The sequence below is a fragment of the Bradyrhizobium sp. S3.3.6 genome, from assembly GCF_040546905.1.
GTDB lineage: Bacteria > Pseudomonadota > Alphaproteobacteria > Rhizobiales > Xanthobacteraceae > Bradyrhizobium > Bradyrhizobium cytisi.
Map to the genome: position 1 here is coordinate 65,157 of NZ_JBEPOT010000001.1, position 22,297 is coordinate 87,453.

Here is a 22,297-nt window from a genome sequence, read left to right on the forward strand (position 1 = left end):
GCTTGCCCCGAAGGCAAAGGTCAGATTCGTTCTGCTTCAACCTACTGTTCTTCCAGATAGCCTTGGCGACCCGGGATATTCACTGAACCGCCCCGATTGCGGCCAGTGCCGTGGCGCTTCGTGAAAGCTCGATCAATCGATTGACCGACTGCATTGCAAAGCTGAGGAACGATTGATCCAGTACCCCGTCCGACACCTTTTCCGCGACGTTCCCGATGACGACCTGCGCTCCGCCAACGAGGCGGGCGGGGATTGAAAGCAGTGTCTCGTTGACCTGCGCATGGGCGCGAACACCACCGGTGAAGGCTGGGGACACCGATATCACCAAGACTGGCTTGTCGATCAGAACGGACTTCCCATAAGGGCGGGACGCCCAGTCCAGCGCATTTTTCAGGACCCCCGGCATGCCGTGGTTGTATTCCGGCGTGACGATGATCATGCCGGCGCTGTACGCCACCGCATTCCGAAACTGCCGCACCTCGAGGGAAGCATGATTTCCATCATCATCCTCATTGTAGAGTGGAAGCTCCGGACTCAAGATCTCAAGGCTTGTCCTGCTTGCAAGGCTGTCGCGCAGACCGGCGAGGGTTGCGCGCGAAAAAGATCCCTTGCGAAGGCTACCAGGTAGCCCAACAAGACGGGCCGGGACTGCAGACGTCATACGATCTCCATCGCGTTGCACTGATCGGCGACACCGGCAATCGCGCTTGCCGGAGTTTTCGATTGTGACTACCGCCCAAAGAAGTAAGGCACGGGTCGGCGGCCTCCTTCTCAATTTGCCCGAATCCGTCCAGGAGCCCAAAGACGCCGGGCCCTATCCCGTTCATCGGCAGGTGAAACCCGCCGGGACGGCTTTCGTCAGCGCATCACAACCGACCTGGCGCTGGCCGGGGCGAGTGCAGAGAGCTCGGCACGACGACCCCATCGCTGGGCCAGCGCCGCGCAGACCATCAATTGGATCTGATGAAAGACCATCAGCGGGAGGATCACTGCACCCGCCCCGTGGGAAGCAAAGATCACTTTGGCCATGGTAACGCCCTGGGACAGGCTCTTCTTCGAGCCACAGAAGACAATGGCCACGCGATCGGCACGATCGAAGCCCAGCCATTTGCCGAGAACTGCGGTCACGATCAGGGCGGCGCCAAGAAGGATGCCGTCGGCGACGACCAGTCCCGCGAGCGCAGTTGGCGGAACCTGATGCCACAAGCTCTCGCTGACGGCCGCGCTGAAGGCGGAATAGACAATGAGCAAGATTGCCCCCTGGTCGAATGCGCCGACGATGCCCTCATGACGTCCAATCCATCCGCCGATGAACGGCTGGAGCAGTTGTCCACAGACAAAGGGCATGAACAACTGCAACGTGATCTGTCCGATCGCGTCCCAGCCCGAGGCAGCGCCGCCGTGGTTCGAGAGGACGAGACCTGCCACGAGCGGCGTGACGAAGATGCCGATGATGCTTGAGGCCGAGGCACTGCAAATCGCCGCGGGAACGTTGCCCTTCGCGATGACGGTGAACGCGATCGAGGATTGGACGGTAGACGGCAGCGTGCAGAGGAACAGGATGCCGACATAGAGCGTCGGCGTCACAAGCGGAGACAGGATCGGCCTGAAGGCCAAGCCGAACAGCGGAAACAGCACGAACGTCGTCAGCAGCACCAGGGCATGCAGCCGCCAGTGACCTGCCGCAGCTATCACGGCTTCGCGCGACAGCTTTGCTCCATGCAGGAAGAACAGCAAGGCAATGGCGAGGTTGGTGAAGTGATCCACCACCAGCGCCGTCGTGCCGCGGCATGGCAGCTCGCTCGCCGCGACGACGGTCGCGATCAACGCCAGGGTGAAATTCTCAGGCAGGAACTTGGGTCGAGACATGCTGATGATCTGTTCGCCGGGACCGGCCTTGAACTAGCGCGATCGCGAAGTCAGCGCGCCTTTCGGGGCAGCGCAAACATGCCCCAGTGAGAACAACTGATCCATTCGTCGTGGTTGGTCGCGAACGCGGATGTCGATGTGGTGGCGGTCATGGTCGTCTCCTTACATTGTACGAACAATTTGGAAGTAGAGAGTGGCCAACCCGTTACCACTAAAACTCGATTTAGGCGCGCTTACTGATTGGCCGGCTGTCGTAAGGGCAGAACTACCTTGGCGCGCGACGATGCGATTTCCGACTCCGGATCCGGCCCAGCCTGAACCAGACCATCATGACGCAGCGAGACCTCCGAAATCGGCGATGCGGCCGCCCGTTCGAGCAGCGCGCGCAATTTCGGGCGAAGGCCTTCGCCGCGCGATGCCGCGAAGGCACTGAATTGATGAAAAGAGCACATTGCCAGAACTCCTGGGCTGCCTACAGCACGGCGCGATAACCGCGCGCAACGTTGTCGATAGAGTGGAAGTATGAGTCCGCGCTCAGATTTCGATTAAATACGAATTTATTCGCCGGCACGGCGGCCGAACTCACGAGAGGACTCAGCTCGCGGCGATGACACCACACGGCATGCGAGGCGTCGCGTCTCGGCCAGACCGTCGCTCAACGCCGATCCGCGCTCATCGATGGCAGCACGTCTCGCTACCTGCGAAGAGGAGGGTTGGTGTTGCGCCAAGTGGGCGCTGCGTTTGTCACGCCTACCGAAGGCCAGTTGTACGACCCAACCGAGGGAGCGGTGACAGTTCCGACAGACGTTCCGGATGTCCCATAGGTCTCGGATGGCGGCGTCGACAGTCCGGACGTCCCGTAGGCAGCAGATTGCATTGTCGAGACATCGTGCCTCAAATACGTGTAACTCTTCCCTTCCGCAGCAAAGGGCGCAATCGCGAGCCCTACAGTTACGAAGGCGGCAGTCACAAATTTGGTTGTCATCATGATCGGTCCTCTCTCGTGAGAGATAGGGAGCAACGTCCGTTCTGCACGGCTCGACATCCTGAATTCTTGTTCAGTAAGGGTGATCGCACGGGAGGCGGTCTGCCACACGTGAGGCCGCCAATTCAGATTGCGCGCGCCTGCCTGCGAATCTCATTCGCAATCGCCTTCAGCGAGTTCGTCGGCGCCGGGCCCACAAGACTATAGCCAATGCCGTCGTCCGCCCAGGCAAACCCGGTGGCGCCGCCGTTTGACTGTGCTGTCATTGGTGCGTTCTGGTCGGCGCTGTTCATCGGCCGCGTCAGCACGACAACCCGGCTGCCGTGGTCGTCGTCATACATGAACATTGCGGCTGGTCCGTGCTGGGTCGCGACCAGGCGCCCACCCATCAGACGGTAGCCTGAACCCGCCAGATCCGGCACCTTGACAGGCCGGTCGAGCCGACTCGAGATCCATTGGACGAGCTGCGTGGTGTCGGATGCTCGCACCTCGACGGGGCGGATCCGATCCGGTGCGTAGACATTGTAGGAATAAGCCGCTTCCTGCGCGAGTGCGGCCAGGCCGCGAGATGGCGCCTCCAACGAGCCGCGCATGACCCAGCCGCTAAACCCGCCCACGCTCAGCAGCAGCATCGCCGCAATCGCCCACCATGCCGGCGGAGAACGACGCCTCCGACCTTCGACAATGCGTGAGAGGTTCAGCTCGGGTGGCAACGGCTCGTCAGCGATCGGCGCCAGCGCCGCGCGCAACAGCTCGCGCTGATCGGCAAAGCCGGCGACGCGCTTGGCGACGTCCGGATGATCGGCAAGATAGGAGCCGACTTCAGCTCGACGCTCCGGCTCGAGCACATCATCCACATAGGCATGGAGGTCGTCTTCCGTGATCGGCCGGTTGTTCATGTCAGCCTCCGCATCGTCACCACGTTCCCTGGCGCACGGGCGACGCCGTCGAGCTCCTGCTGTAACCTCTCGCGTGCCCGCGACAGGCGCGACATGACGGTGCCAATCGGGACTTTCAATACCTTCGCAGCCTCCGCATAGGAGAGATCCTCGACTGCAACCAGCAGCAGCACGGCCCGCTGCTCCCCCGGCAGTTTCGCAAGCTTATCGAGTACGTCTTGATACATGAGCCGATGCTCCTGCGCGGCAGCCCCGCGAAACTCGCCCTCACCCGCTTCCTCGATCGGCAGATGCCTGCCGCGCGACGACGCCTGACGGAATTGATCCGCCGCGAGGTTGTGCAGGATCGTGAACAGCCAGGCGCGCACGCTCCCGTCCCGCCTCTGATGCCAGCGGCTGACAGCGCGCTCCAGGCAATCCTGCACAAGATCGTCCGCGTTCGCGCGGTTGCGCACGAGGGCGCGGGCATAGCGGCGGAGGGCGGGGATCAGCGGCTCGACCTGAACCAACATATCCTTCATCTCGTCCTCCGCCTGCGTCCCTTGTCGCTTCAGCGAACGTCACCGAGTTTCAATTAGAATCGCCTCGCCCGGCATGGTCGGTTCGCCGGGCGCGATCACAAGGTATCGCCTGTCGGCCTTTGCCCCCTGATCGACGATCTGCCGGATCGGGCCGACGGCGTTCACGATAGCCGATCCTGCCGGGTTCGTCATGAACGCTGCGAGCGGCTGCAACGCGCCGCTGCCGTCCTCATGCTCGGAAAGCGCCAGCACATATTTCTGCTTGGGCTGGAGACCCGTCACCGAGGCCTGGAGGATCTGGATCAGGCCCTGGTCGAACAGCGACACGCTGGTCGGCGCCGTGCCATCGCCGGTCCGCTGCTTGGGTGCGAGGGCGAGATGGGCAACCTGGCCGGCAACCCCAAGCGGCTGCAGGTTCTCGCGGTCGTCGGGATTGGGCGCGGCATTGGGCACATAGGCGATCGCCTGGGGTGCCTGACCGATCGGAATGTTCGCAATCACCTTGTTGGTCGCGGTATCGATCGCCGCCAGCGCATCGGCGTTCTCGAGGCCGACATAGACGCGCGATCCATCGCCCGACGGCCAGACGCCGTGCGGCAAATTGCCGACCGGGATGGTCGCGACCTGCGAGAAGTCGTCGGTGCGGAACACCTTGACTTCGTTCAAGCCACCGATCGTGACATAGGCGAACGATCCCTTGGCGGTTTGCGCGAAGTTGACGTGGTTCGTGATCGGACCGGTGTCGATGGTCTTGAGGAGGCTGAACGGAGGACGTGCGTCGAATACCTGCGTCTTGCCGACGTCCTTGAGCGTGAACCAGACCTGCCTGCCGTCGGGCGTCGCGGCGATGTTCGGGCAGAACGGGCTATCCTGCTTCACTTTGGCGACGATCTTGTGGTCGGCAACCGTGACGACATCGGTTTCCGGATTGAACGACGAGCAAATGTAGCCGTACTTGCCGTCGGGCGAGAAAATCTGCATGCCCGGGCCGCTCGGGGTCGTGATGCGCGTCTTCTCTTCAAAGCTCTTGGCATCGATCACGGAGATGTAGTTCTCGCCGCGCACCGTCACCCACACCTCCTTGCCGTCCGGCGTATAGAATGCCTCATGCGGCGAACGACCGACATAGGTCACATGCTTGACCGCGTTGGTCGCGGTGTCGATGAAGGTGACCGAATTCGAGCCGATCGACACCACCGCGAGCGTGTGGTGATCGGGCGAATAGCCCATACCGTGAACGAGCACCTGACCCTTGTAGAGCGGGCTGAAATTGAGCGGCTGCGGATCACCCAGCCGGATCACGCCGAGCAGCTTGTTGTCGACGGGATCCGTCACCGAGACCGTGTTCGAGAACTGCTCGGCCGCGTAAATCCGGTCGTGATGGCTGATCGGAATGTCAGGCGAGGACAGTGCGCCGGGCGCTTGCCCGGCCCACGCAGCGGACCACGTTGCGAGCATCGTTGCCGCCAGGAAGACAGTTTTCCACGTTTTCATGTTTCGCTCCTAGTGTTTCATTCCGGCTGACATGTCCATCTGCATGCCCGAGTGATGATGGTGATCGTGTGCGGCAGGGAGAGCCTGCGGTTGCGTCGGCGCGGGCGTCGTGTCGGTCGCCGGCTCGCCGATTGCGAGCTTCATCGCGGCGATCTCCTGCATCTGGTCGACAATGATTTCCTGCGCGATCCGCCGAAGCTGCTCGTTCTTGCCGTAGCGCAGCTCGATCACGGCCATGTCGATGGCGCCCTGATGATGCGGGTTCATCATGGCAACGAAGTCGCGATCGATATCGCCGCTGGGCTTCGCCGCCATGGCGTTCATCATCTTGGTCATCGCCGCGTCGTTCTCTTTCAGGAACGCGGATTCCTCGGCGGTCAGCCCTGCCGGAGCATCGGCCGGATGGGCTTCATGCGCGAACGCGAGCGGCGGGATCGCGCAAGCAATCAGGACCCGCCCACCCAACAGGATCGCGGCGAGCCCTGGTCTTCGGAAACGACACCTGCTTGCGAGTGTCGCAATGGATCTGCGCGACTGCTGGTGCATCCTGAACTCCCATGTTGATCGCATGCGAGTTTGACGGAGCGGCACGCGTTCTATTCCAAATGGCCGCAAAGGTTCTTCTGCCGCGGGCAGATGGCCTTCAAAAAAGCCAACGACAACAATGACTAAGGCAGGATCTTCGGCCCGATCACAGACGCGTTAGCGTCCCGCCCAGCAATGCGCTCCAGACAATTGATCGATTTTATCGATCATAACTTAAACATCAATCTGTTGGATAAATTCTTCAACGCAGACCACGTTTGGCGTAACCCGGAGTAACGCCAATGACCTCTGCCATCGACTTCCGCACTTCTCAAGTCAAACCCGTCATCCGCGAGACCATCGTATCGCGGATGAATCCAGCCCGCGCCGTCGTCCCCGGGGTGGCGCTGGCAGGAGCTATCGCGCTCGTCGCCAAATTGCTTCACGGCGTTCCAGGGATTGCCACCTTCAGCCCCATGATCCTCGCCATCGCAATCGGGATCTCCATGCGCAATCTGGTCGGCACGCCGTCCTTCGCCGCCCCGGGAATTGCTTTCAGCATGCGCCGTCTGCTTCGGGCCGCGATCGTTCTCCTCGGCTTTCAGATCACGCTGACCCAGCTCGCAGCCGTGGGTGCAAAGGGACTCTTTATCGTCGTCGGCACGCTCGTTGCCACGTTCGCATTTACCCTCGCGACCGGCCGAGCGTTGGGCGTCGACCGAAAGCTCACCGAACTGATCGCCGCGGGCACCTCGATCTGCGGTGCTTCGGCAGTTGTCGCGACCAACAGCGTCACCGGGGCGTCCGACGAGGACGTCGCCTATGCGATTGCCTGCGTCACGATCTTCGGCTCGATCGCGATGTTCGTCTATCCTGTATTGCCGCATCTTCTGCATCTCGATGGCGGCGCTTACGGCCTCTGGAGCGGAGCATCCATCCATGAGATTGCGCAGGTGGCCGCCGCTTCTTTTCAGAACAGCCAGCGCGCCGGCGAAATTGCCACGGTCGCCAAGCTTGCGCGGGTCATGCTGCTTGCGCCTGTGGTGCTGGCCCTGAGCGTCGGGCCCCGGCTTGCGGCCCGAGGCGCGCCCGGCAGGGCGGCAAGGGCACCCCTGCCCTGGTTCGCAATCGGCTTTGTCGCGGTGACTGCCGTCAACAGTGTCGTGACCATTCCGACGGGAATGAGGGACGCCACGATCACTCTGTCCACCTTCCTGCTCACGATAGCTCTCGCCGCCATGGGCCTTGAAACCGATATCTCGAAACTCTACGCGCAGGGCCTGCGTCCGGCTATATTGGGCGCGCTTGCCTTCCTGTTCATTGCAACTTTCAGCCTGGCTCTCATCAAATTCATGGGGTGACCATGACGCTCGAACAGCTCCGGATCTTCGCCGCGGTCGCCGACAAGCAGCACGTGACACAGGCCGCCCGCGAACTGAATCTGACCCAATCAGCCACGAGCGCGGCGATCGCCGCGCTCGAAGGCCGTTATGGCGTCAAGTTGTTCGATCGGGTCGGTCGCGGCATCGTGCTCACGCATATGGGCCGCTCGTTTCTCGGAGAAGCCCGTGCCGTGCTGGCGCGCGCCCATGCGGCCGAGCAGGTTCTGCGGGACTTCGCCGGGCTCAAGGCCGGAAAGCTTGTGATCGCCGCAAGCCAGACGGTCGGCAGCTATTGGCTGCCCGCGCGGCTATTGGCTTTCCAGGCGACCTATCCCGGCATCGAACTTGACGTGAAGATTGCCAACACCGAGCATGTCGCGACCGACGTGCGCGAGGGCATGGCGGATCTCGGCTTCATCGAAGGCGACATCGACGACGCCGCTCTGTCCGCCCGCCGCGTCGACGGCGATGCGTTGGTCGCCGTCGTGGGCTCACAACACCCTCTGGCGAACCAGAGAAAGCTCCCTCAGGACTGGATCGCCGCGACACCATGGATTCTTCGCGAGCCGGGTTCCGGAACGCGTGCGATGTTCGAAAGGGCTCTGAAGAAGCGCGGAGTACGACTTTCGGATCTCAAAGTGCAGCTCGAGCTCGCCTCGAACGAGGCCATTCGAACCGCCGTCGAGACGGGCCGCTGCGCCGCGGCCATCTCCGATCTGGTGGTCGAAAACGCGATCGCGGCAAAGCGGCTATTCCAGCTGGAAGGCGAAATGGCGAAGCGTTCGTTCTACGCCTTGCGCCACAAGGAGCGGCATGTGAGCAAGGCCGAAGCCGCGTTGATGTCCAGCATCACAGCGAGCCCTGCTGCGTAGGACGACCTGCGCCCGCAGGCGGCACGTCTATTCCATTGCAACAATTGAACTGATGCCTCGTCGGCAATGCTGCAGGCGTCGTCAGCGCGCGGCAGCGTCTTTGCGCATTCGATCGTGGCCGGCGATCAGAACGATCTGATCATCTCGTTGGATTGCCGCCGTATTGCGGTCTACCTCCTTGAGAAGCGGCAAGCACGTCGAACACTCTGCTTGCCATAACAGATGGAGATTCACAATGATCGGTTCCCGCCGCGCTTTCCTCACGATCACCTTGCTCGTCACCGCCGGTTCGATGCTCGGCGCGCCCCTCGCGCACGCCAGAAGCCCGATGCATTCTTCGGGCAACAGGAGTAACATTCACTCGCGAGAGCACCTTCGTTTTACGACAGGACCTCTTCCATGCATTCGCCAGGCGCCACCCCGCCGGCAGGTCGAAGATCCCCTCGCGGACATCAACCTCGGATGACCGGCCCTGCATCGAACGCGAACCCATTTAAGCATGAGGATCTCGATGCCACTACATCGCAACGATCGACACGTTCGAGCTCTGTCCCGCCGCGCCGTGCTCAAGACCATCGGCGTCGCGGGCATGGCGCTCGCCGGCTCATCGGCCTGGGCCGATCAGTCGGTGCGCCTTCCGTTCGCCAGCGGCCCGCAGCAACGGCCGATCACGCCTGACTTCCCACAGAAGGGACCCATGATCCTGCAGCGTACCCGGCCGCCGCTGTTGGAAACCCCGATGGAGGTGTTCGATCGCGGCGTGTTCACGCCGAACGACCAGTTCTATGTGCGATGGCACTGGGCTGTGATCCCGACGTCGGTCGATGTGGACGCCTTCCGACTCGCCGTGCGCGGCCACGTCAACCAGGTGCTGTCCTTGTCCATCGGCGATCTGCTCAAGATGCCTCGCGTTGAGCTCGCTGCCGTCAACCAGTGCTCGGGCAACTCCCGCGGCTTCTTTTCACCTCGCGTCCCAGGCGCGCAGTGGGCTCATGGCGCGATGGGCAATGCGCGATGGGCGGGAGTACGGCTCAAGGATGTGCTGGACCGAGCCGGCATCAAGTCCGGCGCGATACAGGTCCGCTTCAGCGGACTGGACGAGCCCGTGGTGCCCGAAGCACCCGATTTTCGCAAGTCGCTCGACATCGATCATGCTCGCGATGGCGAAGTCATGATCGCCTTTGCGATGAACGGCGAGCAGATGCCGCTGCTGAACGGCTTCCCGCTGCGCCTGATCGTGCCGGGGTGGTATTCGACCTATTGGGTCAAGATGCTCAGCGACATCGAAGTCCTCGATCGCCCGGACGACGATTACTGGATGGCGACCGCGTACACCATCCCGGACACGCCGCACGCCAACATCACGCCTGGCCAGACTGGCGTGAAAATGGTTCCCATCAGCCAAATGGTGCCGCGATCCTTCTTCACCAATGTTACGGAAGGTGCGTCGCTTCCGGCTGGTGCCAGCGCGGCGATCCGCGGGATTGCCTTCGGGGGCGACACGGGCGTCGCCAAGGTCGAGCTTTCGATGGATGACGGCCGGACCTGGCAACTCGCGACACTGGGTGATGACTTTGGAAAGTACAGCTTTCGCCGTTGGCAGGTGAACATCCCCCAGCTGATGAAGGGCCAGCATTCACTCATGGTCCGCTGCACGAATCTGAGCGGCGACATTCAGCCCGCAATGCCCAACTGGAACAACAGCGGTTTCATGCTCAACGCCGTTGAGACGGCTCACATCACCGCCATCTAGGAACAATTTCATGCGACACACCATCATTGCTCTGGGCGCCTCGTTCGCCGCCCTGCTGACGCCCACCTCCGCCCGGGTCCAGCCCGCCCCGGCGATCACATCGACGACCGTGGAGCTTCCAGCGGGCGATGCTCTATTCCCCGGTGGATCCAGCGCGGACGCTATCAACAACAACTGTCTGGCCTGTCACTCCGCAGATATGGTGCTGAACCAGCCTGCTCTCTCCAGGTCCGCTTGGGCCTCCGAGGTCCGCAAGATGATCAAGGCCTACCGAGCTCCCATAGACGAGAGCGATGTGCCCGCGATCGTCGACTACCTCGCCAGCATGAAGGGCACCAACTAACGTCAGGCCTGCGACTCACCTCCTGGAGGCAGGTTTGGAGAATGCGGCCACCAAACGAGCACACGCGTGACGAGAGAGCGCGCATGGGCTCAGGAGCTAATCTCCTCTCATGACTTCCAGAGCTGCACAACTAGCGGCACAACGAGCCCAACCAGGACGCCGTTCAATCCGATGCCAACTGCCGCGAATGCCGCTCCAAGCTCGTTGCACGCCGCCACCTGTGCGGCCGCAATGCCGCTTCCAGCGATTCCGGCGGCGAGACCATGGGCTCGCCAGTCATTGACGTTCAACGCGGTCAACATTTTCCGACCGACAACTGCCGCTACGATGCCGCCAACGATCGCGAGCGTCGCTGTCAGGGCCGGCATGCCGCCGATCTGGCTGGAAACCGCGGCGGCAATGGGAGTGGTCGCGGCCTTCGGCGCCATGGAAAGCGCAACCGTACGTGAACCTCCGAAGAGCCACACCAGGCCGATGCCGCTGAGGATCGATGTGACGGAGCCCGCCAACAGCGCAAGTGCAACACCCAAGAGGTTCTCCTTTACGAGCCTAGCGCTTCGCGCCAGCGGAACGGCCAAGGCGACGGTTGCCGGCCCGAGCAGGAAATTGATGAGCTGGGTTGCCGCAAAATAGACCCTGTAATCGGTCCCGGTCATAACGACGACGGAGGCCACAAGAATGATGCCGTGAGCACCGGGCTTGCGACGGTCGAACCACCACAGGCCCGCTGCAGCGTGTTGCCGAGGGCGTAAGCGGTCAGCGTTACCACGAGCCAAAGCACCGGCATCGCGCCAGGCGAACTCCAGAGATGATCAATTACAACCATTGGCAACAGCCCGACGTCAGTTAACTCGTCTCAAGGCCCTGCACGGTGTCCGGCGACCGCCGCACAGAGCGACGGCGAATGCTCCAGTGCATCACTAGGCCGGTGACGGCCAGGCTCAACAACGTCGATCCGATCAGGCCAGCGGCAATCGGCAACCATTCCGACCGCAACACTCCGATCTCCGCAATCAAGCCGACACCAGCCGGCACAAACAGAAGTCCCATGTGACGGATCAGGCTTTCAGCAGTGTACTGCAGGCTGTCGGTGATCGGCGACCTGGGGCCCGTGCCTTCCCTTCTGAAAGCCAGCGCGGCAGCCAGAATTGCCATGCCGATCACAGGTCCCGGTACAGGAAGCCCAAGTGTTTGGTGGAGCACGTTGCCGGCGAGCTCACAGGCCAGAAGAACGAGAAAAGCGGGTACCATCATTTGCCTCGCAACCTGCGCGGGTTCAGCATCCGCGACAGATCGACCCCTCCAGCATCTTTTCAACCCGCGCATCCTCCTTGGCGATCGCAGGGTTCGTACCGAGCGGTGGGCCTTTGATGGCGTGACCTGCGGTACCGGATGAGGGCAGTGCGGTGCCCAGGGAATTCGTTCCCGGCGCCGCAGCACTCGTGCCGAGCGCGCCGCCACCCATCGACATGTGTGATCCCATCGATCCCATGCCGCCGCGGGCGAACGCCGTGGTGGCGGAGAGGACGAGACAAAGTGCGAAGCAAAGCAAGGACAACAGCCTCATGATTCATACTCCCGGCGTTGAGATGACCTTAGCTCGAAGTAGGCGTCAGGCACGTCCGGCACCGAGCACGATGGCGAGAGCGATCATGACAAAGAATACAGATTCGACACCGGCGCGTTCACAGCTCCAAGCGTATTTCGTCTTCTCGGAAGGGTGATCTGCGACGATGCACGGTCGCCAGCGGAAATGCCTACATCCGACACATCAAGAACATCCAGTTCGGGAAACGCAACCAGGAGAGCAGCAGTGATCGCGAGCCGCGAATTCTCCGCACGAATGAGACAATGGAGAATGATGATGACTGTGTTCAAGACACTGATTGCTGCGGCGTTGATCTCGGTGGTGTCAATCCCATCCGCATTTGCGGCGTGGTCCTTCGCGGACCAGGAGCCTGCGGCCTACGCGGCGATGTATCCGAATCGGGACGTCCTGAACGGCGGCGCCCTGACGCCGGCAGGCAGGATGGGCCTCGAGCGCGCCGGCGGCGCGGCTCCCGTGTTCGCCCGCCGCAACGTCCATATCGGGCCGAGATTCCACTGAGCGCAGGGCGTCGCGAAGCGTCATACGGGGTGCTGCCGCAACCTGCGGCGCACCCTGTTTGCCATTCGAAGTTCCTGCATCAGATCCTGGGTCACTCGCGATCCTGCGTAGATACTCGATTTTGGTTTGCTGTCGTTCGGCCGGCCGTCGCAAATTTTCTCGGACATCAGGTGGTCGATTTCCCCGTACAAATGACGGATTTCCAATTCGGCCTTGAGATTCCCCTCACAGTTACCTTTCGACGGCAGCCAATCGCCCTGTCACATAGACCTGCGAAGGGAGCCTCAACCGCAGATCACGTCGCGGACGCGGTCGTGGAAAGTGAGTGCCGCTGGGCTTGGACAGCACATACTGGCCAGCGCGGCGAAAAAACGTCTGGACGCAGCGGGAGCCTGCGCAATGTTCAGGGGCATTCGGACATTGGAGGAGCGAGTAGTCGAGCCGAACGACGTTTGAGTTGTCGTCGTATGTCGCGAAGTAGTGTCCAGCCTCGGCGTCAGCGCCGCATCTGGACAAAAAAATCCTCCTGATTTCGGACGGAAGCTGAGCGATCCTCTCGGCACTCATTGGTGGATCAGGCTGAACGACCGGCACCGCATAACCCGGCGCCCACCACACCGAGACCGCCATGCAGATCAGTATGAATGGAATTCGTTGCATGGAGCACCTTCGCAAACAGCGGCTCTTTCGGAAGCGGATCTCCGACGATTGGATCGCCCTGGATAAAGACTAGGCGGTAGACACGCTCCGGCAAGGACCATGACGGTGTATTGAAACTCTCTGATCGAGAGTTCGTGCGAGGTTACTGAACTTAACGTGTATCCCGCGTCACGGGCGCTGTCGGCACCCGACTGCTTTGAGCCATCAATCGTCGCTCTCGAACGTGAATTGGATTTACCGGCCTCAGCACTTACGTCTGGTCTCGACCATCGAACGCCTGGGATTTTGAATGCGTACGCTCATCTGCGCGACAGCCGTCCTCCTGCTGAGCGGCAACGGCTGCCTGGCGCAAGTCTCGACCATGGGAACGACCGCAATGGCCATTCCGACAACACCGGGCGCGATTGTGTCGTCCGCGCTGGCAGGGCCGAGCCCCTTCACGAGCCTTTTCTCGGCCGCGACCATTCCCAGTGCGCCGGCAACCACGCTGGCTTCGCCCCCACTGGCACAAGACCCGACGCTTCCAGGAACGAGCGTGAATTGTGCGCCGACCGAGGTGGAGCTTTCGCCTTCCGTGGCGAGCGTCACTGCCACAAGCAGCGGCGTTTCTGCGAGCCCCACCGTGGCGATGAGTACAACGAGCCCGATGGGCGCAATGGGGACCATCACTGGCATGTCGGGGCTGGCTCCGCCGATGACCGTTACAAGCCTGCCGCCGACCTTGTCGGCGGCCATGCCCGTGACCATCGTCGGCACGGTCACTGGCAGTACGACAGGCACTGTGGCGACGGCGCCCGCACTCGGCAGCTCCACTCCCGGAAGCTCGTGCACGTCGGCACCCGGAAGCACCTTGACCAATGCTGCGGCTTTGCCGGCGTCAACGCCTGATATCCCGTCAACCTCTGCCCCCGGCACCATTCAACCCCCGGCGATCGACGCCGACACCACCATCAGCCCCGCGCCGAGCGTAATGCCCACCCCGAACACGAGCGCGTGTCCCGAAAGCATTTCGATGGACCTCCGCAATCCGGCTCCGGCTAGTTGCCTCACCAGCGGCACTGCTGCGACGACAGGCCCATCCCCGCCTGCTGGCTGCTAAGCGCAATTCTTGCAATCCTCGACAACCCGGTCGACTGAACCCAGTGGTCGAGTTCGATGGCGCGCTGCGCCGGTCCGGGTCGAGCGGAGTGAGTCAAGCATTCCAGGATTTTGGCGGACAAAATCTCGTCCCCGAGGATGAGGGTCGGGCGCGACCTGAATATGTGGAGGCTGGCAAGGAGACGCTCGCGTCGCCGGTGACTGCGCAGTCCGCTTATGCCGCCGCGCCTCCTTGGTCTGCCCCTCAGCAAATCTCCGGATTGTCGCCGTGATCACAAGTGCCGCCCGGCTGCTCCGAGGGCGCTGCGGTGTAGGCGCCAAGAGGTCGTGCAAACGGAAAGACGCTCGCGTGCCCAGCGCGCTCAGTGATGTGCCGTTGGTTCGTGTAAGTCTCGCGTGCGCTGGCGGCCGTGGTGAACATCGCGGTCGCGATCAGTCCCGCCGACAAGATCTTCAGCATCGTCATCAACCTTCTCCATTCAAATGCAACGAACGTGTTGCCCTATGAAGGACGTGGGGATCGATGCAGGGGAGCCGAATGCAAGACTTGCTCACAGGCGCTCAATGAGCTGTGAGCCGCTTACGATTCTTTAATCCGGCGAACCTGGTGAAGCCAAGGCACGGAGTGCCTCGGCGGATTCCAATTTGAAGTGCAACACCCCGTACATATATCGAGGGTGAGCATGGGACGCCACTACAGCCAATTGAGCGCGACGGAGCGCAACGATCTTCATAGCCGGATCTTGAACGGAGAAAGCCTGCGGTCGATCGCCCGCAGTTTTGGTCGAGCAGCTTCGACGCTATCGCGAGAGATCTCACGCAATAGCGAGGATGGCGAAGAGTACGATGCATGTGTTGCAGGATATGCGCGTCGGTGGCGTCGTCGCCATGGTATGGTGAAGCTGCGGGAAGGCTCGGCGTTGCGGGCCTGGGTGTTCGCGCATATCCGGCGCGGATGGGCACCTCAGCAGATTTCCGGCAAGCTCCGCCGGCAGCGTGACGACGAACAGCAGCAGGGTCCTCGTTTGCCGATGGTTTCTCACGAGACGATCTATCGGGCGATCTACGTATTGCCTCGCGGTCAAATTCGCAGAGAGCTGGTGAGTTTTCTGCGTCAACATCACAGTCAGCGATTGCCTCTGCGCCGCCGCACCGACAAGCGTGGCGGCATGATCGGGATGATTTCGATCCATGAGAGACCAGCCGACGTATTGGGCCGGGAATTTCCAGGAGATTGGGAAGGTGATCTGATTAAAGGTGCCGGCAATGCTTCAGCGATCGGCACATTGATCGAGCGCAAAAGTCGCTTCACGATCCTGGTCAAGATGAAAGATTGCTCGTCACGTGCCGCGTTGACCGGCTTCAAGCGTGAGCTTGGCAAAGTGCCGGCGGCCATGCGCACCAGCTTGGCTTATGACCAGGGCAAGGAGATGGCGCGCCACGATGAACTTTCCAGGGCTTTGAAGATGAAGGTGTACTTCTGTGACCCGCATTCGCCATGGCAACGTCCGTCCAACGAGAACATGAACGGCTTGGTTCGCCAATATCTGCCCAAGGGAAGCGACCTGTCGATCTACGCGCAGAAGGATCTCAACGCGATAGCAGAAAGCCTCAACACACGACCGAGGGCCTGTCTCGGCTTTCAAACGCCGATGGAGGTCTTCGCGGCCGAATGCGCCCAGCTCGAGAGTGCGATCACCTGAGAGACCGAAGCGCTCCAATGCTTATCTCCGCATGGGAGGCGATCTTCATGATCGGTGCTGCGGTCAAGGGTGCGCTCTTGCGCCCCGCTCGTGCGGGTCGCCCTTGACGGCATCGCCGATCATGAAACAATGCACGACCGGCGAGGCAAGCCTAGCTAGCCATGGCCAGGCTCAAAAGTCCAACGTGTTGCACTTCATTTGTGAAACCGCCCTCGGTGACATTGAATACGGAGGCACTCGCGCCGGATCACCTGGCGGTCACCATTGACGGTTCGCGGAAGCATGCTCGCGGGCTGGAATATGAGGCCGCGATCCAGCACTCCGTGCTGTCGATCGGCGCCTCGTCGGGTTTTGGCCGCGAGTTAGCTCGTCTGCGGCCCGTGGGCAGAAACCCGGCGACCCTCCGTCAAGCTCAGCATCGGGTTGAGGATCACCTGATCGCCCGGCTTGACGCCATCGTGCACCTCGACCTGGGTGCCGAAATCGCGTGCGATCGATATCTTCTGCATGTGAACGACGCCATTTTCCACGACCGCAACATGCAGGCCCTTCTCATCGAAGACAACGGCGTCGGCCGGTACGATCAACGACGGCGTCTTGCGCGGAATGTACAGCTCGACGGTACAATAGATGCCCGGCTGAAGCGCGCCATCCGGATTGGGGACGTCGATCTCCGTCAGCAACGTACGGCTCCCCGGCTGGAGGGCGGTGGCAATCCGCGTGACCTTTCCTGGAAACGCCCGGCCCGGCAGTTCCGGGACCCGGACGACCGCAGCGACACCCGGCTGAACTCCGACCGCCTCGTCCTGCGGCACGAACACCTGCGTGCGGATGACATTCGCATGCATCAACGTGAACATGAATGTCGAACCGGCCTGCACGAGGCTGCCATTGTCGATACTGCGCTGGGTGATCACGCCGTCGAACGGAGCCACCACGCGCTGATAGGCCTTGTCCTGCTCCAGGACCTGGATCTGAGCTTGCTGAGCCGCGATGTTCGACTTTGCCACGGCCTCGGCCGCCTGCTGTGCGCGCAGTGTCAGACGGTCGTTATCGCCCTGCTGGGCGGTCAGCCATCCCTGCTTGACGAGACCGCTGTCGCGCGCGTTGGTGACCTCGGCCAGTTCACGGCTCGCCTGCGTCTGCTGCAGGGTTCCCTGCGTCTGCGCCAACGTGGCCTGGGCCTGCGCGATCTGGTGGTCCAGCTCAGGCGCGACGATCTCGGCCAGCAACGCTCCTGCCTTCACCCGATCGCCGATATCGACGTAGCGCTTTTCGATGTAGCCATTGGTCCGGGCAAATATATTGGCAGCTTCGAAGGCTGCCGTCGTCGCCGGCAAGGTGACGTTTATCTTGCTGTCACTGGCGCGGACGGTCGCGACGCGGACTTCCGGGACAAGCGTACGCGCTTGTTCGGACGTCGCGGCCAGCGCGCGCGGCCTGATAGTGGCGCCAGCCACCCACAGCGAGCCCTCCGGCAAGCAAGAGCAACGCCGCTGACCCGAACACGGCTGCTCCGGACCGCCGCTTGTGCCGGCCTTCGGCCCGCAGCAGAGGCCTATCCGCATCGTCCGGAAGATCGAGGTCGTGGAGTGGCCGATCGGGCCGCACATCTATCTCAGTCATGCCTGCGTTTCCTTGAACACGCCATGCTGCGGCTTTCCATCATTGCCCTTGCGCAGCATGGCAAACAGATAGGGGACGATGAGCAGGGTCGTCGGCGTCGCAAACAGCAGTCCGCCAATCACGGCGCGGGCGAGTGCTGCGTTCTGCTCCTCGCCGGCACCGCCGATGGCCATCGGGATCATGCCGACCACCATCGCGGCGGCTGTCATCAGCACCGGCCGGATACGGGTGCGTCCGGCGCTCAATGCCGCCTCTAGGGCGGAATGGCCCTTCAGCTGCTGCTCGCGCGCAAACGTCACCAGCAGGATGGAGTTCGCCGATGCGACGCCGACGGACATGATCGCGCCCATCAGCGACGGGACATTGAGCGTGGTCCCGGTGATGAACAGCATGGTCACGATGCCGCACAGCGTCGCGGGCAACGCCAGGATAACCACGAAGGGCTCTCCAAAGCTCTGGTAGTTGACGACCATCAGCAGGTAGACGAACACGGCCCCGAACACGAGGCCGATGCCGAGATCCCGGAACGAGTCGTTCATGCTCTGGATCTGGCCCAGGACCTGGATGGAATTGCCGGGCTTGAGTTGCTTTTGAAGATCGGCGGTGACCTTTCCGATATCGGCTGCCACGCCACCGAGATCGCGGCCCTGCACGCTCGCATAGACCTCGTAGACCGGCTGGACGTTGCTCTGGTTCGCATTGGTCGGCACCGTGTCGCGCTTGAAGGTCGCGATGTTGCCGAGCATGCCAGGCACCGTCTGGCCACTCGCGGCCAGTGATGTGGACACGGGTGTATTGGCCAGCGCATTCAGCGAGCCGATCTTGTATTCCGGCGTCTGCACGGCGAGATAGTAGGGAATGCCGGAGCTCAGATCGGTCCAGAAATTCGGCGAGACCTGCACCGACGAGCTGAGGCTGACATTGATGTTGGTCGCGACCGTGCTGGCGTTCAGCCCGAGCTGGGCGGCACGGGTCCTATCGATATCCGCATAAAACGCCGGACCGTCGATCTCCTGCTGGAGATGGGCATCGACGATACCCGGGATCGCGGCCAGCCGCTTCTGCAGCTTCTTGGCAATCGCCAAATTGTCCGCTCCATAGCCGACGGTTCGAACGTCGATCTGCGCTGGCAGTCCGAAGTTCAGGATCTGCGTGACGATGTCGGCGGCCTGAAAATAGAAAGTGTCCTCTGGGAACGACGCCGGCAAGACCTGACGCAGCTTCTTGATATACTCCGCTGTCGGCTTGTGGCCGTCCCGGAGCGAGACCAGGATGACACCGTCATTGATGCCGATGGTCGAGCCGTCGGCGAAGGCCAAATTATACGCCCGCGCCGGCAGCCCGATATTGTCCACGACGAGCGAGCGATCCTTCTCGGGAATGACTTCGCGGATCTTGTCCTCGACCTTCTGGAATATGGCTTCGGTGCTTTCGATCCGGGTACCCGCCGGCGCGCGGACATGGAGCTGGATCTGGCCTCCGTCGATCAGCGGGAAGAAATCCCTTCCCACGAGGCTCAGCATCACCGCGCCCAGGCCGAGCATCAGGATCGCAACAATCGGCACCACGGCGCGGCGTTGAAGCAGTACCCCGAGAAGCCGGGAATAGCTCTCACGCAACCGCTCGAAGCTGCGATCGAAGGCGTCGGACAGGCGCGAGAACAGCCCGGCTGGGACCTCGCCGTGGACATGCCGGCGCTCGCCCTTCAGCAGCAGCCCAATCGTGATCGGTGTCAGCGTTCGCGACAATCCGTAGGACGCAAGCATCGCAAATACGACGGCGAGTCCCAGCGGCGTAAACAGGTATTTGGCGGGCCCCTCGAGGAACACCACCGACGTGAACACGCAGCTGATGGCAAGGGTGGACACCAGTGTGGGCACCGCGATCTCGGCCGCTCCGTGCAAGGTCGCATCCGCGAGCGACATCCCCTCCTCTGTCCACAGCCGATGGGTATTCTCGATCGTGACGGTCGAATCGTCGACCAGGATGCCGACCGCCAGGGCAAGGCCACCCAGCGTCATCGTGTTCAGCGTTTCCCTGAGAAAGTAGAGCACCACAAGCGACGACAGAATCGCCAGCGGGATCGAAATCATCACCACCAGGGTCGAGCGCCACGAGCCCAGGAACAGGAGAATCATCATGGCGGTCAACCCCGCCGCGATCGCCCCTTCCCGGAGCACACCGTTCACCGAATTCGTCACGAAGACCGACTGGTCGAATAGTTCCGTGACTTTGAGTCCGGGCGGCGCGGCAGCGCGAACGGCGGTCAGCGCCTTCTTCACGCCGTTGACGACTGCCAGCGTCGAGGCGTTGCCGTTCTTGATGATGCTGAGAAGGACCGAGCTACGACCGTCCTCGCGGACGATGTTCTGCTGCACCATCGAAGCATCGCGAACCTGGGCAACGTCCTTCAGCAGAATGGTGGCGCCGTTCGTGAACTTCACTGGAATCTTGTTGATATCGTCGATGGTCGCCGGCGTCGCGTTGGTGCGCACCGTGTACTGGATGTCTCCCATCTTCGCGGTGCCGGAGGGCAACGTGAGATTCTGAGTGTTGACCGCGTTGACGATGTCGAGCGGCGTCAGCCCTCGGGACAGCAGCTTGTCGGGATCGATGTCCACCATGATCTGGCGATACTTTCCGCCGGCCGGTGTGGGTAGGGTGACGCCGGGAACAGGCGCAAGCTGCTGCCGGACACGATAGATGCCGAAGTCGTAGAGTTGCTGCTCGTTGAGATTGTCCGAATTCAGGCTGAGCTGGAGCACGGGAACGCTCGACGCATTGAACTGCACGACGATCGGCGGCTGGATGCCCGGCGGCATCAACGCACGAATGGAGTTCGTTGCGGAAACGATCTGCGCGATGGCCAGGTCGAGATTGACGTCGGGCTGGAAATAGATCTTCTGCACCGACAGACCATTGTCTGAGATTCCATGTTCTTGATGCCATTGACGTTGGCACTGATGGAATACTGGCTGTAGGTGCTGACGCGCTGCTCCATCTCCGGCGTGGACAGACCGGTGTACTGCCAGATTACCGTCACCACAGGGATGCGTATCTCGGGAAAGATGTCCGTCGGCATCGACCACAGCGCCGCACCGCCCAGAAACAGGATCAGTGCCGCCACCACGTAGAAGGTGTGCGGGAACCTCAGTGCAAATCGAACAATTCCCATTCGAGACCCCTGCGTGCCTGCTGGTTCAGAACGCGGCGGGGCATCACGTCGATCGGCCAGCCGCCGCTATCAAGTTGGAATTCGGGCGCTCCAACGGGAAATGACAAAGCCATTGCCCAGCTTCACCTTTTGGCCAGGCTTCGCGCAGCCGTGATCAGACACGGCTTCCTGTTCACCTGGCAGCGAGCCTGTGCAGACCACAGCACAGGCTCGATGCTCGTAGGCCTCACGCAGCCATTCCGTCGCTGCCCATTCTGGTGCCCTGTATCGTCGCGCGCTTGACCTTGGCGAATGCGGACGTCTCGATCTGCCGCACCCGCTCGCTCGAGATCGACAGTTCGCAACCAAGCTGCTCCAGGGTCACCGCGGGCTCTGCGAGCCGTCTCGCCTCGAACACGCGCCGCTCGCGCTCGGTCAAGACATCCAGCGCGGTGCGCAGCGCCGTTGACCTACGGGTTGTCTCGTCGTGGTCCGCGACGATCTCTTCTGCACCCGGGGCGTCATCGACAAGCGTGGCTTCCCATTCCGTCGACCGCTCGCCGTCGCCGATACGGGTGCTCAGGGACAGATCACCGCTGAGCCGGCTATCCATCTCGATCACGTCGCCAGCGGCCACATCGAGTTTGTCGGCGATGAGTTGCGCAAGTTCCGGCGTCAGTACCGCCGTATCGCCCGCGAGCTTCCTCATTTCACCGCGCAGCCTGAAGAAGAGCTTCTTCTGCGCGGCCGTCGTGCCGATCTTGACCAGGGACCACGAGCGCAAGATGTACTCATGGACGGTCGCCTTGATCCACCACATGGCGTAGCTCGAAAACCGCGCGCCGCGACCGGGTTCGAAGCGAGAGGCTGCAATCACGAGTCCAAGATTGGCTTCCGCGATCAGGTCGGCGATCGGAAGACCGTATCCCTTGTAGCCCCGTGCCACCTTGGCGGCGAGGCGAAGATGGCTCGTAATCAGTTCGTCCGTCGCGCTTTTGTCCCGCCACTCCTGCCAGCGCTGCGCGAGCTGCTGCTCGCGGCCACGCTCGAGCAGATCGAAGCGCTTGATGGCTGCGGAATAGGCGAGAATACCAGCCGATTGCAGTGCTGGCACTCCGGTGACATTGGCGGTGGCCTTTTGAGCCTGCATTGACTGCTCCTACGTTGGGTCCGGCACCTCAACTGTAGGAAGAGCGTGGATGGGGCGGCCACTAAATTGGACTTAAGAAATCTGAATTCGGGTTTAGCCGGCACGCGTCGCGCTCGCCGAACCTTAAAACCATTTTTAATTGAGCTTATCGATCCC

21 protein-coding genes and 1 pseudogene are annotated in these 22,297 nt (G+C 61.9%); 6 read left to right on the forward strand and 16 right to left on the reverse strand.

The features are described 5' to 3' along the window. Positions 1 to 79: 79 nt before the first annotated feature. From ABID59_RS00300 to ABID59_RS00325, 7 genes are all read right to left on the reverse strand, one after another. Positions 80 to 661: an NADPH-dependent FMN reductase gene (locus ABID59_RS00300; protein ID WP_354082049.1), complete on the reverse strand. Its 582-nt coding sequence runs from the start codon at positions 659 to 661 to the stop codon at positions 80 to 82. A 197-nt stretch (positions 662 to 858) separates the two neighbouring features. Continuing rightward, complete coding sequence (locus tag ABID59_RS00305; RefSeq protein WP_354082050.1) at positions 859 to 1,869, reverse strand: bile acid:sodium symporter family protein; 1,011 nt, start codon at positions 1,867 to 1,869, stop codon at positions 859 to 861. A gap of 694 nt (positions 1,870 to 2,563) precedes the next feature. Continuing rightward, the gene (locus ABID59_RS37360; protein WP_502916764.1) at positions 2,564 to 2,857 is read right to left on the reverse strand and encodes a hypothetical protein; all 294 of its coding nucleotides are present in this window, start codon (positions 2,855 to 2,857) and stop codon (positions 2,564 to 2,566) included. A gap of 122 nt (positions 2,858 to 2,979) precedes the next feature. Continuing rightward, a complete protein-coding gene (locus ABID59_RS00310; RefSeq protein ID WP_354082051.1) occupies positions 2,980 to 3,753 on the reverse strand; it encodes an anti-sigma factor family protein in 774 nt (257 codons plus the stop codon). Continuing rightward, the gene (locus ABID59_RS00315) at positions 3,750 to 4,274 is read right to left on the reverse strand and encodes a sigma-70 family RNA polymerase sigma factor (RefSeq protein WP_354082052.1); all 525 of its coding nucleotides are present in this window, start codon (positions 4,272 to 4,274) and stop codon (positions 3,750 to 3,752) included. The genes ABID59_RS00310 and ABID59_RS00315 overlap by 4 nt, the downstream gene beginning before the upstream one ends. Before the next feature lie 39 nt (positions 4,275 to 4,313). Then, positions 4,314 to 5,768, reverse strand: coding sequence for a YncE family protein (locus ABID59_RS00320; RefSeq protein WP_354082053.1), 1,455 nt, complete (start codon positions 5,766 to 5,768; stop codon positions 4,314 to 4,316). Positions 5,769 to 5,777: 9 nt separating this feature from the next. After that, complete coding sequence (locus ABID59_RS00325; RefSeq protein ID WP_502916765.1) at positions 5,778 to 6,314, reverse strand: DUF305 domain-containing protein; 537 nt, start codon at positions 6,312 to 6,314, stop codon at positions 5,778 to 5,780. A gap of 281 nt (positions 6,315 to 6,595) precedes the next feature. Here ABID59_RS00325 and ABID59_RS00330 point away from each other — a divergent pair, with 281 nt between their 5' ends. Beyond that, a complete protein-coding gene (locus ABID59_RS00330) occupies positions 6,596 to 7,654 on the forward strand; it encodes a YeiH family protein (protein ID WP_502916766.1) in 1,059 nt (352 codons plus the stop codon). Positions 7,655 to 7,656: 2 nt separating this feature from the next. After that, the gene (locus ABID59_RS00335) at positions 7,657 to 8,547 is read left to right on the forward strand and encodes a LysR family transcriptional regulator (protein WP_354082055.1); all 891 of its coding nucleotides are present in this window, start codon (positions 7,657 to 7,659) and stop codon (positions 8,545 to 8,547) included. An 81-nt stretch (positions 8,548 to 8,628) separates the two neighbouring features. On the opposite strand, the gene ABID59_RS00340 is transcribed toward ABID59_RS00335, so the two are convergent. After that, positions 8,629 to 8,904 (reverse strand): hypothetical protein, encoded by a 276-nt coding sequence (locus ABID59_RS00340; protein WP_354082056.1) that lies wholly within the window; start codon positions 8,902 to 8,904, stop codon positions 8,629 to 8,631. A 154-nt stretch (positions 8,905 to 9,058) separates the two neighbouring features. On the opposite strand from ABID59_RS00340, the gene ABID59_RS00345 reads away from it, so the two are divergent. Together ABID59_RS00345 and ABID59_RS00350 are read left to right on the forward strand one after the other, a co-directional pair. Further along, positions 9,059 to 10,300: a molybdopterin-dependent oxidoreductase gene (locus tag ABID59_RS00345; protein ID WP_354082561.1), complete on the forward strand. Its 1,242-nt coding sequence runs from the start codon at positions 9,059 to 9,061 to the stop codon at positions 10,298 to 10,300. A gap of 10 nt (positions 10,301 to 10,310) precedes the next feature. Further along, entirely contained in the window at positions 10,311 to 10,643 is a 333-nt protein-coding gene (locus ABID59_RS00350) for a c-type cytochrome (protein WP_354082057.1), read from the forward strand. A gap of 107 nt (positions 10,644 to 10,750) precedes the next feature. On the opposite strand, the gene ABID59_RS00355 is transcribed toward ABID59_RS00350, so the two are convergent. The 3 genes from ABID59_RS00355 to ABID59_RS00365 form a co-directional block, all read right to left on the reverse strand. Continuing rightward, positions 10,751 to 11,419: an LrgB family protein gene (locus tag ABID59_RS00355; protein ID WP_354082058.1), complete on the reverse strand. Its 669-nt coding sequence runs from the start codon at positions 11,417 to 11,419 to the stop codon at positions 10,751 to 10,753. Between the two features lie 70 nt (positions 11,420 to 11,489). Further along, positions 11,490 to 11,897: a CidA/LrgA family protein gene (locus ABID59_RS00360; protein WP_354082059.1), complete on the reverse strand. Its 408-nt coding sequence runs from the start codon at positions 11,895 to 11,897 to the stop codon at positions 11,490 to 11,492. 22 nt (positions 11,898 to 11,919) lie between these two features. Further along, a complete protein-coding gene (locus tag ABID59_RS00365; RefSeq protein ID WP_354082060.1) occupies positions 11,920 to 12,210 on the reverse strand; it encodes a hypothetical protein in 291 nt (96 codons plus the stop codon). 297 nt (positions 12,211 to 12,507) lie between these two features. On the opposite strand from ABID59_RS00365, the gene ABID59_RS00370 reads away from it, so the two are divergent. Then, positions 12,508 to 12,750 carry a hypothetical protein gene (locus ABID59_RS00370; protein ID WP_502916773.1) on the forward strand — a complete coding sequence of 81 codons (243 nt, stop codon included), beginning with the start codon at positions 12,508 to 12,510 and terminating at the stop codon, positions 12,748 to 12,750. A gap of 903 nt (positions 12,751 to 13,653) precedes the next feature. Here the strand turns inward: ABID59_RS00370 and ABID59_RS00375 are convergent. Both ABID59_RS00375 and ABID59_RS00380 read right to left on the reverse strand, forming a co-directional pair. Next, positions 13,654 to 14,328 (reverse strand): hypothetical protein, encoded by a 675-nt coding sequence (locus ABID59_RS00375; RefSeq protein ID WP_354082062.1) that lies wholly within the window; start codon positions 14,326 to 14,328, stop codon positions 13,654 to 13,656. A gap of 424 nt (positions 14,329 to 14,752) precedes the next feature. Continuing rightward, entirely contained in the window at positions 14,753 to 14,974 is a 222-nt protein-coding gene (locus tag ABID59_RS00380; protein ID WP_354082063.1) for a hypothetical protein, read from the reverse strand. Positions 14,975 to 15,191: 217 nt separating this feature from the next. Between ABID59_RS00380 and ABID59_RS00385 the strand changes: the two genes are divergently transcribed. Beyond that, positions 15,192 to 16,211, forward strand: a complete 1,020-nt coding sequence (locus tag ABID59_RS00385; protein WP_354082064.1) for an IS30 family transposase — start codon at positions 15,192 to 15,194, stop codon at positions 16,209 to 16,211. A 362-nt stretch (positions 16,212 to 16,573) separates the two neighbouring features. Here ABID59_RS00385 and ABID59_RS00390 read toward each other — a convergent pair whose 3' ends face one another. The 3 genes and pseudogenes from ABID59_RS00390 to ABID59_RS00400 all read right to left on the reverse strand — a co-directional run bounded on the left by ABID59_RS00390 (position 16,574) and on the right by ABID59_RS00400 (position 22,141). After that, positions 16,574 to 17,692 carry an efflux RND transporter periplasmic adaptor subunit gene (locus ABID59_RS00390; RefSeq protein ID WP_354082065.1) on the reverse strand — a complete coding sequence of 373 codons (1,119 nt, stop codon included), beginning with the start codon at positions 17,690 to 17,692 and terminating at the stop codon, positions 16,574 to 16,576. Positions 17,693 to 17,833: 141 nt separating this feature from the next. Next, a pseudogene (locus ABID59_RS00395) lies at positions 17,834 to 21,012 on the reverse strand (efflux RND transporter permease subunit). Positions 21,013 to 21,238: 226 nt separating this feature from the next. Next, the gene (locus tag ABID59_RS00400; RefSeq protein ID WP_354082066.1) at positions 21,239 to 22,141 is read right to left on the reverse strand and encodes an RNA polymerase factor sigma-32; all 903 of its coding nucleotides are present in this window, start codon (positions 22,139 to 22,141) and stop codon (positions 21,239 to 21,241) included. Positions 22,142 to 22,297 lie beyond the last annotated feature (156 nt).

What these genes read in the sequence shown, in the direction of transcription:
- ABID59_RS00300 (WP_354082049.1), bottom strand. Translation starts at nt 661, where the DNA reads ATGACGTCTGCAGTCCCGGCCCGTCTTGTTGGGCTACCTGGTAGCCTT.
- ABID59_RS00305 (WP_354082050.1), bottom strand. Translation starts at nt 1,869, where the DNA reads ATGTCTCGACCCAAGTTCCTGCCTGAGAATTTCACCCTGGCGTTGATC.
- ABID59_RS37360 (WP_502916764.1), bottom strand. Translation starts at nt 2,857, where the DNA reads ATGATGACAACCAAATTTGTGACTGCCGCCTTCGTAACTGTAGGGCTC.
- ABID59_RS00310 (WP_354082051.1), bottom strand. Translation starts at nt 3,753, where the DNA reads ATGAACAACCGGCCGATCACGGAAGACGACCTCCATGCCTATGTGGAT.
- ABID59_RS00315 (WP_354082052.1), bottom strand. Translation starts at nt 4,274, where the DNA reads ATGAAGGATATGTTGGTTCAGGTCGAGCCGCTGATCCCCGCCCTCCGC.
- ABID59_RS00320 (WP_354082053.1), bottom strand. Translation starts at nt 5,768, where the DNA reads ATGAAAACGTGGAAAACTGTCTTCCTGGCGGCAACGATGCTCGCAACG.
- ABID59_RS00325 (WP_502916765.1), bottom strand. Translation starts at nt 6,314, where the DNA reads ATGCACCAGCAGTCGCGCAGATCCATTGCGACACTCGCAAGCAGGTGT.
- ABID59_RS00330 (WP_502916766.1), top strand. Translation starts at nt 6,596, where the DNA reads ATGACCTCTGCCATCGACTTCCGCACTTCTCAAGTCAAACCCGTCATC.
- ABID59_RS00335 (WP_354082055.1), top strand. Translation starts at nt 7,657, where the DNA reads ATGACGCTCGAACAGCTCCGGATCTTCGCCGCGGTCGCCGACAAGCAG.
- ABID59_RS00340 (WP_354082056.1), bottom strand. Translation starts at nt 8,904, where the DNA reads ATGTTACTCCTGTTGCCCGAAGAATGCATCGGGCTTCTGGCGTGCGCG.
- ABID59_RS00345 (WP_354082561.1), top strand. Translation starts at nt 9,059, where the DNA reads ATGCCACTACATCGCAACGATCGACACGTTCGAGCTCTGTCCCGCCGC.
- ABID59_RS00350 (WP_354082057.1), top strand. Translation starts at nt 10,311, where the DNA reads ATGCGACACACCATCATTGCTCTGGGCGCCTCGTTCGCCGCCCTGCTG.
- ABID59_RS00360 (WP_354082059.1), bottom strand. Translation starts at nt 11,897, where the DNA reads ATGATGGTACCCGCTTTTCTCGTTCTTCTGGCCTGTGAGCTCGCCGGC.
- ABID59_RS00365 (WP_354082060.1), bottom strand. Translation starts at nt 12,210, where the DNA reads ATGAGGCTGTTGTCCTTGCTTTGCTTCGCACTTTGTCTCGTCCTCTCC.
- ABID59_RS00370 (WP_502916773.1), top strand. Translation starts at nt 12,508, where the DNA reads ATGACTGTGTTCAAGACACTGATTGCTGCGGCGTTGATCTCGGTGGTG.
- ABID59_RS00375 (WP_354082062.1), bottom strand. Translation starts at nt 14,328, where the DNA reads ATGGTGCCGGGGGCAGAGGTTGACGGGATATCAGGCGTTGACGCCGGC.
- ABID59_RS00380 (WP_354082063.1), bottom strand. Translation starts at nt 14,974, where the DNA reads ATGACGATGCTGAAGATCTTGTCGGCGGGACTGATCGCGACCGCGATG.
- ABID59_RS00385 (WP_354082064.1), top strand. Translation starts at nt 15,192, where the DNA reads ATGGGACGCCACTACAGCCAATTGAGCGCGACGGAGCGCAACGATCTT.
- ABID59_RS00400 (WP_354082066.1), bottom strand. Translation starts at nt 22,141, where the DNA reads ATGCAGGCTCAAAAGGCCACCGCCAATGTCACCGGAGTGCCAGCACTG.